Below are 15611 nucleotides of genomic sequence, written 5' to 3'. Positions count from 1 at the left end.
GGAAGCACGCAAATGGCTACGATTCATGTAGACGGCAAAGAATACGAGGTCAACGGAGCGGACAACCTGCTAGAGGCTTGTCTCTCTCTTGGTCTTGATATTCCATACTTTTGCTGGCACCCGGCGCTAGGGAGCGTCGGTGCTTGCCGCCAGTGTGCGGTGAAGCAATATCAGAACGCGGAAGACACGCGTGGTCGCCTGGTGATGTCCTGTATGACTCCGGCATCCGACGGCACCTTTATTTCTATTGACGACGGCGAAGCGAAGCAGTTCCGCGAAAGCGTGGTGGAGTGGCTGATGACCAACCACCCGCACGATTGCCCGGTCTGCGAAGAGGGCGGCAACTGCCACCTGCAGGATATGACGGTCATGACCGGTCATAGCTTCCGCCGCTATCGTTTCACCAAGCGTACCCACCGCAACCAGGATCTGGGGCCATTTATTTCTCACGAAATGAACCGCTGCATCGCCTGCTACCGCTGCGTTCGCTACTATAAAGATTATGCCGACGGCACCGATCTGGGCGTTTATGGCGCTCATGACAACGTCTACTTCGGCCGCCCGGAAGATGGCACGCTGGAAAGCGAGTTCTCCGGTAACCTGGTTGAAGTTTGCCCGACCGGCGTCTTCACCGATAAAACGCACTCCGAGCGTTACAACCGTAAGTGGGACATGCAGTTTGCGCCGAGCATCTGCCAGCAGTGTTCCATTGGCTGTAACATCAGCCCTGGCGAACGCTATGGCGAGCTGCGTCGTATCGAAAACCGCTATAACGGTACCGTTAACCGCTACTTCCTCTGCGACCGCGGTCGTTTCGGCTATGGCTACGTAAACCTCAAAGATCGTCCGCGTCAGCCGGTTCAGCGCCGCGGCGACGATCTGATCGCGCTCAACGCCGAACAGGCGATGCAGGGGGCGGCGGATATCCTGCGTCAGTCGAAGAAAGTCATTGGTATCGGTTCTCCGCGCGCCAGCATTGAAAGCAACTTCGCGCTGCGTGAGCTGGTCGGTAGCGAAAACTTCTATACCGGCATCGCTAAAGGCGAACAAGCGCGCCTGCAGATGATGCTTAAAGTGCTGCGTGAAGGCGGGATCCATACCCCGACGCTGCGCGATATCGAATCCTACGATGCGGTACTGGTGCTGGGCGAAGACATTACCCAGACCGGCGCGCGCGTTGCCCTGGCAGTACGCCAGGCGGTGAAAGGGAAAGCACGTGAAATGGCGGCGGCGCAGAAAGTGGCCGACTGGCAGATTGCGGCAATTCTCAACATCGGACAGCGCGCCAAGCATCCGTTATTTGTCACTAATATCGACGACACGCGTCTGGATGACATCGCGGCGTGGACTTACCGCGCGCCGGTGGAAGATCAGGCGCGTCTGGGCTTCGCTATCGCCCATGCGCTGGATGACAGCGCGCCGGCGGTTGATGGCCTGAGCCATGACCTGCAGGGTAAAGTCGATGTGATCGTTCAGGCGCTGGCCGGGGCGAAAAAACCGCTGATTATCTCCGGCACTAACGCCGGCAGCATGGAAATCATTCAGGCTGCCGCTAACGTGGCGAAAGCGTTGAAAGGCCGCGGCGCCGATGTTGGCATCACGATGGTTGCCCGCGCGGTGAACAGCGTCGGTCTGGGCATGATCGGTGGCGGCTCGCTTGAAGAGGCGCTGGACGAACTGGAAAGCGGCGCCGCAGACGCGGTTATCGTGCTGGAAAACGACCTGCACCGTCATGCTTCCGCCGCGCGCGTCGACGCAGCGCTTGCGAAAGCGCCGCTGGTGATGGTGGTTGACCATCAGCGCACCGCGATTATGGACAAAGCGCACCTGGTGCTCTCCGCGGCAAGCTTTGCGGAAAGCGACGGTACCGTGGTGAACAACGAAGGCCGCGCCCAGCGCTTCTTCCAGGTTTACGACCCGGCTTACTACGACGCGAAAACCGTGATGCTGGAAAGCTGGCGCTGGCTGCATTCGCTGCACAGTACCGTTAACAACCGTCAGGTTGACTGGACGCAGCTGGACCACGTCATCGATGCCGCGATTGCCGCCCTGCCGCAGCTGGCGGGCATTAAAGATGCCGCGCCGGATGCGACCTTCCGCATTCGCGGCCAGAAGCTGGCGCGTGAACCGCACCGCTACAGCGGCCGCACGGCGATGCGCGCCAACATCAGCGTGCACGAGCCGCGTCAGCCGCAGGATAAAGACACCATGTTCGCCTTCTCAATGGAAGGGAACAACCAGCCGTCCGCGCCGCGTTCGCAGATCCCGTTCGCCTGGGCGCCGGGCTGGAACTCCCCGCAGGCATGGAACAAATTCCAGGATGAAGTGGGCGGTAAACTGCGCCACGGCGATCCGGGCGTGCGTCTGATTGAAGCTTCCTCCAGCGGGCTGGAGTACTTCACGGCGGTTCCGGCCAGCTTCCACGCGGAAGAAGGCAAATGGCGTATCGCGCCGTACTATCACCTGTTTGGCAGCGATGAGCTGTCTCAGCGCTCTCCGGTGTTCCAGAGCCGGATGCCTGAGCCGTACATCAAGCTGAACCCGGCGGATGCCGCAAAGCTTGGCGTCAATGCCGGGGCGATGGTTTCCTTCAGCGTTGAAGGCCAGACGCTGAGTCTGCCGCTGGTTATTTCTGAAGGGCTGGCCGCGGGACAGGTTGGCTTACCGATGGGCATGCCGGGCATCGCGCCGGTACTGGCCGGGGCGCGTATTGATTCACTGCAGGAGGCGCAAGCATGAGTTGGTTAACGCCGGATCTTATCGACATTCTGTTAAGCATCCTGAAGGCCGTGGTCATTCTGCTGGTGGTCGTCACCTGCGGCGCGTTCATGAGCTTCGGCGAGCGTCGTCTGCTCGGCCTGTTCCAGAACCGCTACGGACCTAACCGCGTGGGCTGGGGCGGTTCGCTGCAGCTGGTCGCCGACATGATCAAGATGTTCTTCAAAGAGGACTGGATCCCGCGCTTCTCCGATCGCGTGATCTTTACTCTGGCGCCGGTTATCGCCTTTACCTCGTTGCTGCTGGCCTTTGCTATCGTGCCGGTTAGCCCGTCGTGGGTGGTCGCCGACCTGAACATCGGTATTCTGTTCTTCCTGATGATGGCAGGCCTGGCGGTTTACGCGGTCCTGTTCGCCGGTTGGTCGAGCAACAACAAATACTCGCTGCTGGGGGCGATGCGTGCTTCCGCACAAACGTTGAGCTACGAAGTGTTCCTTGGTCTCTCCCTGATGGGCGTGGTGGCGCAGGCGGGGTCATTCAACATGACCGATATCGTCAACAACCAGGCGCATCTGTGGAACGTCATCCCGCAGTTCTTCGGCTTCGTGACTTTCGCCATCGCCGGCGTGGCGGTGTGTCACCGTCACCCGTTTGACCAGCCGGAAGCGGAGCAGGAACTGGCCGATGGTTACCACATTGAATATTCCGGTATGAAATTCGGTCTGTTCTTCGTCGGTGAATACATCGGTATCGTCACCGTATCAGCGCTGATCGTTACGCTGTTCTTCGGCGGCTGGAATGGCCCGTGGTTACCGCCTTTCATCTGGTTCGCGCTGAAAACCGCGTTCTTCATGATGATGTTCATTTTGATCCGCGCATCATTACCGCGTCCGCGTTATGACCAGGTAATGTCCTTTGGCTGGAAGGTATGCCTGCCGTTAACGCTGGTCAACTTGTTGGTAACGGCGGCTGTCATTCTCTGGCAGGCGCAATAAGGGGTGAATTGAACATGACCTTAAAAGAATTATTGGTAGGGTTCGGCACCCAGGTCCGCAGTATTTGCATGATCGGGATGCACGCCTTCGCCAAACGTGAAACTCAGATGTACCCGGAAGAGCCGGTATATCTGCCGCCGCGCTATCGTGGCCGTATCGTGCTGACGCGCGATCCGGACGGTGAAGAGCGCTGCGTTGCCTGTAACCTGTGTGCGGTAGCCTGCCCGGTTGGCTGTATCTCTCTGCAGAAAGCAGAGACCAAAGACGGCCGCTGGTACCCGGAGTTCTTCCGCATCAACTTCTCACGCTGCATTTTCTGCGGCCTGTGCGAAGAAGCGTGCCCGACCACGGCGATTCAGTTGACCCCGGACTTCGAACTGGGCGAATACAAACGTCAGGATCTGGTGTACGAAAAAGAGGATCTGCTGATTTCCGGTCCGGGCAAATACCCGGAATATAACTTCTACCGGATGGCGGGTATGGCAATCGACGGCAAAGATAAGGGCGAAGCGGAAAACGAAGCTAAGCCAATCGACGTCAAGAGCCTGTTACCGTAAGGAGAGGGGCAATGGAATTCGCTTTTTATATCTGTGGCCTGATAGCCATCCTCGCAACCTTGCGGGTCGTCACCCACACCAATCCGGTGCACGCGCTGCTGTACCTGATCATTTCGCTGTTAGCGATTGCCGGGGTGTTTTTCTCGCTGGGCGCTTACTTCGCCGGTGCGCTGGAAATCATCGTTTACGCCGGGGCCATTATGGTGCTGTTCGTGTTCGTGGTGATGATGCTCAACCTGGGCGGCACCGAGATCGAACAGGAACGCAAATGGCTGCAGCCGGGGATCTGGATTGGCCCTGCCATCCTTTCCGCGGTGCTGCTGGTGGTTATCGTTTACGCCATCCTGGGCATCAATGACCAGGGTATCGACGGCGCGGCGATCAACGCCAAAGAAGTGGGTATTGCGCTGTTTGGGCCGTACGTCCTGGCGGTGGAGCTGGCCTCCATGCTGCTGCTGGCGGGCCTGGTTGTCGCCTTCCACATTGGCCGCGAAGAGCGCGCCGGTGAGGTGCTGAGCAACCGCGTGAACGACAGCGACAAAAGAAAAACGGAGGAACACGCATGATCCCCTTAACACATGGACTGATCCTCGCCGCCATCCTGTTTGTGCTCGGCCTGACTGGTCTTGTGATCCGCCGCAATCTGCTATTTATGCTGATTAGCCTGGAAATCATGATTAACGCCGCCGCGCTGGCATTCGTGGTCGCGGGAAGCTACTGGGGCCAGACTGATGGTCAGATTATGTATATCCTCGCCATCAGCCTCGCGGCTGCGGAAGCGAGTATCGGTCTGGCGCTGCTGCTGCAGCTCCATCGTCGCCGCCAGAACCTGAACATCGATTCAGTAAGTGAGTTGCGTGGATGAACATGCTTGCCTTAACCATTCTTCTGCCATTGATTGGCTTTGTGCTGCTGGCCTTCTCCCGCGGACGCTGGTCGGAAAATCTTTCCGCCACCGTTGGGATGGGCTCGGTAGGCCTGGCGGCGCTGGTGACGGCGTACGTCGGCGTCGACTTTTTAGCTAACGGTAAACAGGCGGTCAGCGTACCGCTGTGGAACTGGATGTCGGTCGGTGATTTCAACATCGGCTTCAACCTGGTGCTGGATGGCCTGTCTCTGACCATGCTTTCCGTGGTTACCGGCGTCGGCTTCCTGATCCACATGTTCGCCTCCTGGTACATGCGCGGCGAAGAGGGCTACTCTCGCTTCTTCGCTTACACCAACCTGTTTATCGCCAGCATGGTCGTTCTGGTGCTGGCCGATAACCTGCTGTTGATGTACCTGGGTTGGGAAGGCGTGGGTCTCTGTTCTTACCTGCTGATCGGTTTCTACTACACCGATCCGAAGAATAACGCCGCGGCGATGAAAGCGTTCGTGGTCACCCGCGTCGGCGACGTGTTCCTCGCCTTCGCGCTGTTCATTCTTTATAACGAACTGGGCACCCTGAACTTCCGTGAAATGGTTGAGCTGGCGCCGCAGCACTTCGCTAACGGCAGCACCACGCTGCAGTGGGCGACGCTGATGCTGCTCGGCGGCGCGGTCGGTAAATCCGCTCAGCTGCCGCTGCAAACGTGGCTTGCCGATGCGATGGCGGGCCCGACGCCGGTCTCTGCGCTGATCCACGCCGCTACCATGGTGACCGCGGGCGTGTACCTGATTGCCCGTACCCACGGCCTGTTCCTGATGACGCCGGAAGTGCTGCATCTGGTCGGTATCGTTGGCGCAATCACGCTGGTGCTGGCGGGCTTCGCCGCGCTGGTGCAGACCGACATCAAACGCGTGCTGGCTTACTCGACCATGAGCCAGATTGGCTACATGTTCCTCGCGCTGGGCGTGCAGGCCTGGGACGCGGCGATCTTCCACCTGATGACGCACGCGTTCTTTAAAGCGCTGCTGTTCCTGTCGTCCGGTTCGGTGATCCTCGCCTGCCATCACGAACAGAACATCTTCAAGATGGGCGGCCTGCGCAAATCCATTCCGCTGGTTTATGTCTGCTTCCTGGTGGGGGGCGCGGCGCTGTCCGCTCTGCCGCTTATCACTGCAGGCTTCTTCAGTAAGGATGAGATTCTGGCTGGCGCGATGGCCAACGGCCATATCAATCTGATGGTAGCGGGCCTGGTCGGCGCCTTTATGACCTCGCTGTATACTTTCCGTATGATTTTCATCGTGTTCCACGGTAAAGAGCAAATTCACGCGCACGCAGGGAAGGGGATTACCCACCATCTGCCGCTGATTGTGCTGCTGGTTCTGTCCACCTTCGTTGGCGCGCTGATTGTGCCGCCGCTGGAAGGCGTACTGCCGCAGACCACTGAGCTCGCCCACGGTAGCGTGATGACGCTGGAAATGACCTCCGGGATTATCGCTATTGCCGGCATTCTGATCGCCGCGTGGCTGTGGCTGGGCAAACGTACGCTGGTGACTTCCATCGCCAACAGCGCGCCTGGCCGCTTCTTCGGCACCTGGTGGTTCCATGCCTGGGGCTTCGACTGGTTATACGACAAAGTGTTCGTGAAACCATTCCTCGGTATTGCCTGGCTGCTGAAGAGCGATCCGCTGAACTCGTTGATGAATATCCCGGCGATTCTGTCCCGCTTCGCAGGCAAAGGTCTGCTGGTGAGCGAGAACGGCTATCTGCGCTGGTATGTGGCTTCAATGAGCATCGGCGCGGTGGTGGTGCTGGCTCTGCTGATGGTACTGCGTTGATTTGAGCGCGCGGTTTTGCCCGGTGGCGCTTCGCTTACCGGGCCTACGAAACCGTAGGTCGGGTAAGCGAATCGCCACCCGACACAACAAACCGCCGTCAAACGTGAATGTAGTCGAATTCGTTGAAAATCGGTCCTGAACGGGACTTTAACAAGGAATAAAAATCGCCATGTTATTACCCTGGCTAATATTAATCCCCTTTATTGGCGGCTTCCTGTGCTGGCAGACTGAACGCTTTGGCGTGAAACTGCCGCGCTGGATTGCGCTGATTACCATGGGACTGACGCTGGTGCTTGGCCTGCAGCTGTGGATGCAGGGCGGCTATTCTCTGACGCAATCCGCGGGGATTCCGCAGTGGCAGTCGGAATTCGTGCTGCCGTGGATCCCACGTTTCGGCATTAGCATCCATCTGGCGATTGACGGTCTGTCGCTGCTTATGGTGGTGCTGACCGGCCTGCTCGGCGTGTTGGCGGTGCTCTGTTCCTGGCGCGAAATCGAAAAGTACCAGGGATTTTTCCACCTCAACCTGATGTGGATCCTGGGCGGCGTCATCGGCGTATTCCTCGCCATCGACATGTTCCTGTTCTTCTTCTTCTGGGAAATGATGTTGGTGCCGATGTACTTCCTGATCGCGCTGTGGGGTCACAAAGCCTCTGACGGTAAAACGCGTATCACGGCGGCCACCAAGTTCTTCATCTATACCCAGGCGAGCGGTCTGGTGATGCTGATCGCCATTCTGGCGCTGGCATTCGTCCATTTCAACGCCACCGGCGTGTGGACCTTCAACTATGAAGAGCTGCTGAAAACCCCGATGTCGCACGGCGTGGAATACATGCTGATGCTCGGCTTCTTCATCGCCTTCGCGGTGAAAATGCCGGTGGTGCCGCTGCACGGCTGGCTACCGGACGCCCACTCCCAGGCGCCGACTGCCGGTTCCGTCGACCTCGCGGGCATCTTGTTGAAAACCGCGGCCTACGGTCTGCTGCGCTTTGCGCTGCCGCTGTTCCCGAACGCCTCCGCCGAGTTTGCGCCAATCGCCATGTGGCTGGGCGTGATCGGTATCTTCTACGGCGCGTGGATGGCCTTCGCCCAGACCGATATCAAACGTCTGATTGCATACACCTCCGTTTCCCACATGGGCTTCGTGCTGATTGCTATCTACACCGGTAGCCAGCTGGCTTATCAAGGGGCGGTGATTCAGATGATTGCCCACGGTCTGTCCGCGGCGGGTCTGTTCATTCTGTGCGGCCAGCTGTACGAACGTCTGCACACCCGCGATATGCGCCAGATGGGCGGCTTGTGGAGCAAAATTAAATGGCTGCCGGCGATGTCGATGTTCTTCGCTGTCGCCACCCTGGGGATGCCGGGCACCGGTAACTTTGTCGGCGAATTTATGATTCTGTTCGGCAGCTATAAAGTGGTGCCGGTGATTACCGTTATCTCGACCTTTGGTCTGGTATTCGCTTCCGTTTACTCGCTGTCGATGCTGCATCGCGCCTACTTCGGTAAGGCGAAGAGCGAAATCGCGACGAAAGAGCTGCCGGGGATGTCCCTGCGTGAACTGTCTATCATCCTGCTGCTGGTGGTGCTGCTGGTGCTGTTGGGCTTCTTCCCGCAGCCGATTCTCGACACCTCGCATGCTGCGATGAGCAACATTCAGCAGTGGTTTGTTAATTCTGTTTCTACTACAAGGCCGTAATTCGCCATGACAATAACTCCACAACAACTGATCGCACTGCTACCGCTGCTGATCGTCGGCTTGACGGTGGTGGTTGTGATGCTCTCCATTGCGTGGCGACGCAATCATTTTCTCAATGCCACGTTGTCGGTTCTCGGACTAAACGCCGCGCTGGTCTCGCTCTGGTTTGTCGGTCAGAACGGGGCGATGGACGTCACCCCGCTGATCCGCGTTGACGGTTACTCGATGCTCTATACCGGGCTGGTGCTGTTGGCGAGCCTCGCGACCTGTACTTTCGCCTACCCATGGCTTGAGGGTTACAAGGACAATAAAGAAGAGTTCTACCTGCTGGTGCTGATCGCCGCGCTGGGTGGCATTCTGCTGGCTGGCGCCAATCACCTGGCCTCGCTGTTCCTCGGTATCGAATTAATTTCGCTGCCGTTGTTCGGCCTGGTCGGCTACGCCTTCCGTCAGAAACGTTCGCTGGAAGCGAGTATCAAATACACCATCCTCTCCGCGGCAGCCTCGTCTTTCCTGCTGTTCGGTATGGCGCTGGTGTATGCGAACTCCGGCAACCTGTCCTTCCTCGCGCTGGGCAAGAGCCTGGCTGACAACGCGCTGCACGAGCCGCTGCTGCTGGCGGGCCTCGGTCTGATGATCGTCGGTCTTGGCTTTAAACTGTCGCTGGTGCCGTTCCACCTGTGGACGCCAGATGTATACCAGGGCGCGCCTGCGCCGGTATCCACCTTCCTGGCTACCGCCAGCAAGATTGCCATCTTCGGTGTGGTGATGCGTCTGTTCCTGTACATGCCGGTGGGCGACAGCGAAGCGGTACGCGTGGTGCTGGGCCTGATCGCCTTCGCCTCTATCATCTTCGGTAACCTGATGGCGCTGAGCCAGACCAACATTAAGCGTCTGCTCGGTTACTCTTCCATTTCCCACCTCGGCTATCTGCTGGTGGCGTTAATCGCCCTGCAGAGCGGCGAAATGTCGATGGAAGCCGTTGGCGTCTACCTGGCCGGTTATCTGTTCAGCAGCCTCGGCGCGTTCGGCGTGGTCAGCCTGATGTCCAGCCCGTACCGCGGCCCGGATGCTGACTCGCTGTTCTCCTACCGCGGTCTATTCTGGCACCGTCCGATCCTGTCGGCGGTAATGACGGTGATGATGCTGTCGCTGGCCGGTATTCCGATGACCCTCGGCTTTATCGGTAAGTTCTACGTGCTGGCCGTCGGTGTGCATGCGCACCTGTGGTGGCTGGTTGCCGCGGTAGTGATCGGCTCGGCGATTGGTCTCTACTACTACCTGCGCGTTGCCGTCAGCCTGTACCTGAGCGCCCCGGAGCAGCTGAACCGCGATGCGCCGTCAAACTGGCAGTACAGCGCCGGCGGTATCGTGGTGCTGATCTCCGCGCTGCTGGTGCTGGTGCTTGGCGTGTGGCCGCAGCCGCTGATTAGCATCGTGCAGCTGGCGACGCCGCTGATGTAATCTGCGCTATAAATAAAAAACCGCCGACTTGTCGGCGGTTTTTTTATGCCCGCGGTTTACGCCAGCCGATAGACCATAAAATCCTCCGCCAGTAGCGTATTGGCGAAAATCTCCCGGCATTCCGCCAGCATGCGCAGGCAGCCTTCGGCATCGTAGCGCGAGCTAAAGTGGGTGGCGATTAGCGTGCCGACCCCCGCTTCTTTGGCAAGCGCCGCGGTTTGCTGACTGGAAGAGTGGCCACGGCTATTGGCTTTCTCCGCCATCGCCTGCTCAAGGGTGGTTTCGTGGACCATCACATCCGCGCCGCGCGCCATCTCCAGCGCCTGCGGGCAGGGGGCGGTATCACCAAAAATGGCCAGCGTTTTACCCGGCGTCGATGGCCCCAGATAGCGGCTACCGTCGATGACCCGACCATCTTCCAGCTTAACGCGCTGGCCGAGCTTGAGCTGATGGAACAGCGGCCCCGGACGCACGCCATCGGCAATCAGTTGGGCGGCATCGAGGGTGCCGGGTTTGTCATGCTGTTCGATGCGGTAGCCGTAGCACTCCACCGGATGGCTGAGCGGGTACGCGCTGACCCGATAGCCGTCTTCGTCGAAGACCAGACCGGGGCCGACTTCGATGATAGTGAGCGGATAATCGGTCCACGAGCCGCTCAGTCGCAGCGCGGTTTCGATGAATTCTTTAATCCCTTTTGGCCCGTAAACCGTCAGCGGCAGCGAATTTCCCTGCATCGAGCGGCTGCACAACAGGCCGGGCAGGCCGAACAGATGATCGCCGTGCAGGTGAGTGATGAAAATTTTATTCAGTTTGCCTGGGTGGTAAGGGGTGTGGAGAAACTGATGCTGGGTGCCTTCGCCGCAGTCAAACAACCACATTTCAGCGCTGGTGGGTTGTTGCAAATTCAGTATTATCGACGTCATATTACGCGTACGGGTCGGCACGCCGGCGGATGTCCCCAAAAATGTTAATTCCATCGTCCAGTGTCCTCAGGCGAGTGGTAAAGCATCAGTATATCAATAAGGAGTAACAAATGATGACCTGGCAGGATTTACATCACAGTGAGCTCACCGTTGCCCAACTGTACGCCTTGCTGAAGCTGCGCAGCGCGGTGTTTGTCGTCGAACAACACTGCGTCTATCAGGATATCGACGGCGATGATTTAGTCGGTGAGAACCGTCATCTGCTCGGCTGGCGCGACGGCGAGCTGGTGGCCTATGCGCGGATCCTCAAAAGCGAAGAGGAGTTCGAACCGGTGGTGATCGGCCGGGTTATCGTTAGCCCGACCTTGCGCGGCGAGAAGCTGGGCTACCAGCTGATGGAGCAGGCGCTGGCCAGCTGCCGGCAGAACTGGCCGCAGAAGGCGATTTATCTTGGGGCGCAGGCGCATCTGCAGAAATTTTATGCCAGCTTTGGTTTTGTGCCGGTGACGGACGTATACGATGAAGACGGGATTGCCCATATCGGTATGGCGCGTGACATCACAACTCATTAAGAAGCTAAATAGTAATAGCGTATCGCTATCAATTATCTATACTTTTCCTCCTGTAGCGAATCCAGTGGCTGGCGTTCGCCGGGCCTGTTAAGGTTCGCTCCCTCATGATGGGTACTGCTATTTATCGCAGCTACCCTTTATAATGTGGGGTTTTTAATTTCGTGGAGGTTCGCGTGCTGTCTGTTTCCACTGCGCTGGAAAGCCTGTTGGGTTGCCTGGCTGAAGATTTCCCTCCGTCACCCGGCACGCGAATTTTTGATATCCCCTTCCCGTTAAACGACGCCTTCGACCCGTTACTGTGGTGCGCGCATCAGCCGTGCTGGCCGCAATTCTACTGGCAGCAGCGTAACGGTGATGAAGAGCTGGCGGCGCTGGGGGCGGTAACCACCTTTGCCTCTTTGTCCGCGGCGCATGATTTTTTATGCGCGCAGGGGCGGGAAGATCTGCGCATCAGCGGGCTGAACGCGTTCGACCCTCATCAGGGTAATCTGTTTCTGCCGCGGCTGGAGTGGCGCCGCCTGGGCGGTAAAGCGACTTTACGGCTGGTGGTACATAGCGCGACCTCGCTGCTTGACGACGCGGTGGCCGCGCGGGCGTTTCTTCAATCATTAAATAGCGAGCAGGCGACGGCGGCATCGATGCCGTCGCTGCGAAGCGAGCAGCATGCGCCGGAATACCCGCAGTGGCGCGAGCTGATTATGCAGGCGACGCAGGCAATCGGTGCCGGCGAAATGGATAAGGTTGTGCTGGCGCGGGTCACGGATTTACGCTTTAGCGCGCCGCTGCAGGCGTTTGCCATTATGGCGGCCAGTCGGCGCAGCAATCTTAACTGTTTCCACTTCCTGATGGCCTTTAGCCCGCAGCAGGCGTTTCTCGGCTCCACGCCGGAACGGCTATGGCGGCGACGCGGCGCGCTGCTGCGCACCGAAGCGCTGGCGGGCACCGTCGCTAACCATCACGATGACGCCCGGGCGCAGCAGTTGGCCGATTGGCTAATGAAAGACGATAAAAACCAGCGGGAGAATATGCTGGTGGTGGAGGATATCTGCCAGCGTTTGCAGGGCGAGTCGCCGACGCTTGACGTTCTGCCGCCGCAGGTCGTACGCCTGCGCAAGGTGCAGCATCTGCGGCGCTGTATCTGGAGCGAACTGGCCGAGCCCGACGATAGCCGCTGCTTGCTGCAGCTGCAGCCTACCGCGGCGGTGGCGGGGCTACCGCGCCAGGCGGCGCTGGCTTTCATCCGCCGTCATGAGCCTTTCGCCCGCGAATGGTATGCCGGCTCCGCAGGTTATCTTTCACTGGCGCAAAGCGAGTTTTGCGTGGCGCTGCGCTCGGCAAAAGTCGAGAACAGCACCCTGCGGCTGTATGCCGGGGCCGGTATTGTCAGCGGATCTGACCCGCAGCAGGAGTGGCAAGAAATAGAAAATAAAGCGGCGGGATTACGAACGTTATTACTTTCAGAAACGTAGAGAGACGACGTATATCAAAACGACGCAACTCTGCCTTATCTATACTTAGCATCAATATTTGATACCGGACAATTTCATGTCAGTAAGCGCATTTAACCGACGCTGGGCGGCGGTGATCCTTGAAGCTTTAACCCGCCACGGCGTGCAGCACATTTGCATTGCCCCAGGCTCGCGCTCGACGCCCTTAACCCTGGCGGCGGCGGAAAACCGCGCTTTTATTCATCATACTCATTTTGACGAACGTGGTCTTGGCCACCTGGCGCTGGGACTGGCGAAGGCCAGCCGCCAGCCGGTGGCGGTGATTGTCACCTCCGGAACCGCGACCGCGAATCTCTATCCGGCGCTGATTGAAGCGGGCCTGACGGGTGAAAAACTGATCCTGCTGACCGCCGACCGCCCGCCGGAGCTTATCGACTGCGGCGCCAATCAGGCCATCCGCCAACCGGGAATGTTTGCTTCTCATCCTGCGCAGACCGTTTCTTTACCGCGTCCTTCGCAGGATATTTCCGCGCGCTGGTTGGTCTCGACTATCGATCAGGCGCTGGGCGAGCTGCATGCCGGCGGGGTGCATATCAACTGCCCGTTCGCTGAGCCGCTATATGGCGATATGGACGATAGCGGGCTGGAGTGGCAACAGCAGCTCGGCAACTGGTGGCAGAGCGATAAACCCTGGTTGCGTCAGGCGCTGCAGATGGAGAGTGAGAAACAGCGCGACTGGTTCTTCTGGCGGCAAAAGCGCGGCGTAGTGGTCGCGGGCAGGATGAGCGCCGCGGAAGGTAAAAAAGTGGCTGAATGGGCGCAGACCCTCGGCTGGCCGCTGATTGGCGATGTCCTGTCGCAGACCGGGCAGCCGTTGCCGTGCGCCGACCTGTGGCTGGGCAACGGTAAAGCGGTCAGCGAACTGGCGCAGGCGCAAATCGTCGTGCAACTCGGTAGCAGTCTGACCGGCAAACGCGTGCTCCAGTGGCAGGCGACCTGCGAGCCGGATGAATACTGGCTGGTGGATAATCTGCGCGGTCGCCTCGATCCGGCGCAGCACCGCGGTCGCCGTCTGCTCTCAAGCGTTGAGCGCTGGCTCGAACTGCATCCGGCGGAGAAACGCCAGCCGTGGGCGACGGTGATCCCGCAGCTTGCCGGGCAGGCGTGGCAGGCCGCGGTCGCCAGCAACGAGCCCTTTGGCGAAGCGCAGCTGGCGCAGCGCATTCGGCGCTATTTGCCGGATCAGGGACAGCTGTTTGTTGGCAACAGTTTAGTGGTACGCCTGATAGACGCGCTGGGGCAACTGCCGGCGGGTTATCCGGTCTATAGTAATCGCGGCGCCAGCGGCATCGATGGCCTACTGGCGACAGCCGCCGGCGTGCAGCGCGCGAGCGCCCGGCCTACGCTTGCGATCGTCGGCGATCTTTCGGCGTTATACGATCTCAACTCGCTGGCCCTGCTGCGTCAGGCGTCGGCGCCGCTGGTGCTGATCGTGGTCAATAATAACGGCGGGCAGATTTTCTCTATGCTGCCGACGCCGCAGGACGAGAGGCGTCAGTTCTATTTAATGCCGCAGGACGTGGATTTCAGCCACGCGGCGGCGATGTTCGGTCTGGCTTATCACCGCCCTGATGACTGGCAGTCGCTGGATGAGGCGATGGCAGGCGCGTGGCGCCGCGCCGGGGCGACGGTGATTGAGCTGGCGGTTAACGAGACCGACGGTACGCAGACTCTCCAGCAACTGCTGGCGCAGGTAAGCCGGCTGTGACGCTCAACGCGGCGGTTGAAAGCGGCCAGCCGGGTTATCCCTGGCTGGTATTCCTGCACGGCTTTTCCGGAGACCGCGACGAGTGGCGTACGGTTGGCGAAGCGTTTCCGGCCTGGCCGCGGCTGTATCTCGATCTGCCGGGACACGGCGGATCGGCGGATATCGCGGTCGATGGCTTTGCCGGGGTCAGCGAATTACTGCAGGCTACCCTAAATAGTTACAACATCCTGGATTACTGGCTGGTTGGCTACTCCCTGGGCGGCCGGGTGGCGATGAACTTCGCCTGCCAGCCGCGCGCGGGCCTGCGCGGCCTGATCGTCGAGGGCGGACATCCGGGCCTGCAGGATGAAGCGTCGCGGCAGGCGCGGCGCGGCAATGATAGCGCTTGGGCGGAACGCTTTCGCCGCGAGCCGTTAGCGCAGGTCTTCGCCGACTGGTATCAGCAGCCGGTCTTCGCTTCGCTGAATGCGGCGCAGCGCGCGTCGCTGGTCGCCCTACGTCGCCACAATAACGGCGCTACGCTGGCGGCGATGCTGGAGGCGACCTCCCTTGCCCGGCAGGCCGATTTGCGCCCGTCTCTGCAGGCTCGCGATTTTCCTTTTCACTACCTGTGCGGCGAACGCGACGCGAAGTTTCGCGCTATCGCGCAAGCGCTCGCCGCCGATACCCATATCATTCACCATGCCGGACACAACGCGCACCGGGACAACCCCGCGGCGGTGATTGCCTGTCTGGCGCAGATTCTGGCAAGTTAACTGAAGGAC

Annotated in this window: 13 protein-coding genes; 12 read left to right on the top strand and 1 reads right to left on the bottom strand. The window is 59.4% G+C overall.

The features are described 5' to 3' along the window. Positions 1–12: 12 nt before the first annotated feature. The 8 genes from nuoG (at position 13) to nuoN (ending at position 10136) form a co-directional block, all read left to right on the top strand. Positions 13–2739, top strand: a complete 2727-nt coding sequence (nuoG, locus tag AC22LX_RS08150) for an NADH-quinone oxidoreductase subunit NuoG (protein ID WP_045391461.1) — start codon at positions 13–15, stop codon at positions 2737–2739. After that, positions 2736–3713, top strand: coding sequence for an NADH-quinone oxidoreductase subunit NuoH (gene nuoH, locus AC22LX_RS08145; protein ID WP_015365589.1), 978 nt, complete (start codon positions 2736–2738; stop codon positions 3711–3713). The genes nuoG and nuoH overlap by 4 nt, the downstream gene beginning before the upstream one ends. A gap of 14 nt (positions 3714–3727) precedes the next feature. Next, a complete protein-coding gene (gene nuoI / locus AC22LX_RS08140) occupies positions 3728–4270 on the top strand; it encodes an NADH-quinone oxidoreductase subunit NuoI (protein WP_015365590.1) in 543 nt (180 codons plus the stop codon). 11 nt (positions 4271–4281) lie between these two features. Further along, a complete protein-coding gene (gene nuoJ / locus AC22LX_RS08135; RefSeq protein ID WP_015365591.1) occupies positions 4282–4836 on the top strand; it encodes an NADH-quinone oxidoreductase subunit J in 555 nt (184 codons plus the stop codon). Next, the gene (nuoK, locus tag AC22LX_RS08130) at positions 4833–5135 is read left to right on the top strand and encodes an NADH-quinone oxidoreductase subunit NuoK (RefSeq protein ID WP_004865088.1); all 303 of its coding nucleotides are present in this window, start codon (positions 4833–4835) and stop codon (positions 5133–5135) included. The genes nuoJ and nuoK overlap by 4 nt, the downstream gene beginning before the upstream one ends. After that, a complete protein-coding gene (gene nuoL, locus AC22LX_RS08125) occupies positions 5132–6973 on the top strand; it encodes an NADH-quinone oxidoreductase subunit L (RefSeq protein ID WP_487333910.1) in 1842 nt (613 codons plus the stop codon). The genes nuoK and nuoL overlap by 4 nt, the downstream gene beginning before the upstream one ends. A gap of 169 nt (positions 6974–7142) precedes the next feature. Beyond that, positions 7143–8672, top strand: coding sequence for an NADH-quinone oxidoreductase subunit M (gene nuoM / locus AC22LX_RS08120; RefSeq protein WP_015365593.1), 1530 nt, complete (start codon positions 7143–7145; stop codon positions 8670–8672). Between the two features lie 6 nt (positions 8673–8678). Next, positions 8679–10136 (top strand): NADH-quinone oxidoreductase subunit NuoN, encoded by a 1458-nt coding sequence (gene nuoN / locus AC22LX_RS08115; protein WP_015365594.1) that lies wholly within the window; start codon positions 8679–8681, stop codon positions 10134–10136. Between the two features lie 56 nt (positions 10137–10192). On the opposite strand, the gene rnz is transcribed toward nuoN, so the two are convergent. After that, positions 10193–11113, bottom strand: coding sequence for a ribonuclease Z (gene rnz / locus AC22LX_RS08110; RefSeq protein WP_045391459.1), 921 nt, complete (start codon positions 11111–11113; stop codon positions 10193–10195). A 56-nt stretch (positions 11114–11169) separates the two neighbouring features. On the opposite strand from rnz, the gene AC22LX_RS08105 reads away from it, so the two are divergent. The 4 genes from AC22LX_RS08105 (at position 11170) to menH (ending at position 15602) form a co-directional block, all read left to right on the top strand. Next, positions 11170–11631 (top strand): GNAT family N-acetyltransferase, encoded by a 462-nt coding sequence (locus AC22LX_RS08105; protein WP_045391456.1) that lies wholly within the window; start codon positions 11170–11172, stop codon positions 11629–11631. Positions 11632–11804: 173 nt separating this feature from the next. Further along, positions 11805–13100, top strand: a complete 1296-nt coding sequence (menF, locus tag AC22LX_RS08100) for an isochorismate synthase MenF (protein WP_487333909.1) — start codon at positions 11805–11807, stop codon at positions 13098–13100. A 76-nt stretch (positions 13101–13176) separates the two neighbouring features. Then, positions 13177–14847 carry a 2-succinyl-5-enolpyruvyl-6-hydroxy-3-cyclohexene-1-carboxylic-acid synthase gene (menD, locus tag AC22LX_RS08095; protein ID WP_045391450.1) on the top strand — a complete coding sequence of 557 codons (1671 nt, stop codon included), beginning with the start codon at positions 13177–13179 and terminating at the stop codon, positions 14845–14847. After that, complete coding sequence (gene menH, locus AC22LX_RS08090) at positions 14844–15602, top strand: 2-succinyl-6-hydroxy-2,4-cyclohexadiene-1-carboxylate synthase (RefSeq protein ID WP_047043273.1); 759 nt, start codon at positions 14844–14846, stop codon at positions 15600–15602. The genes menD and menH overlap by 4 nt, the downstream gene beginning before the upstream one ends. Positions 15603–15611: the final 9 nt, after the last annotated feature.

This window comes from Klebsiella sp. PK01, assembly GCF_057624675.1.
This window is presented reverse-complemented; position numbering and strand designations above follow the sequence as displayed.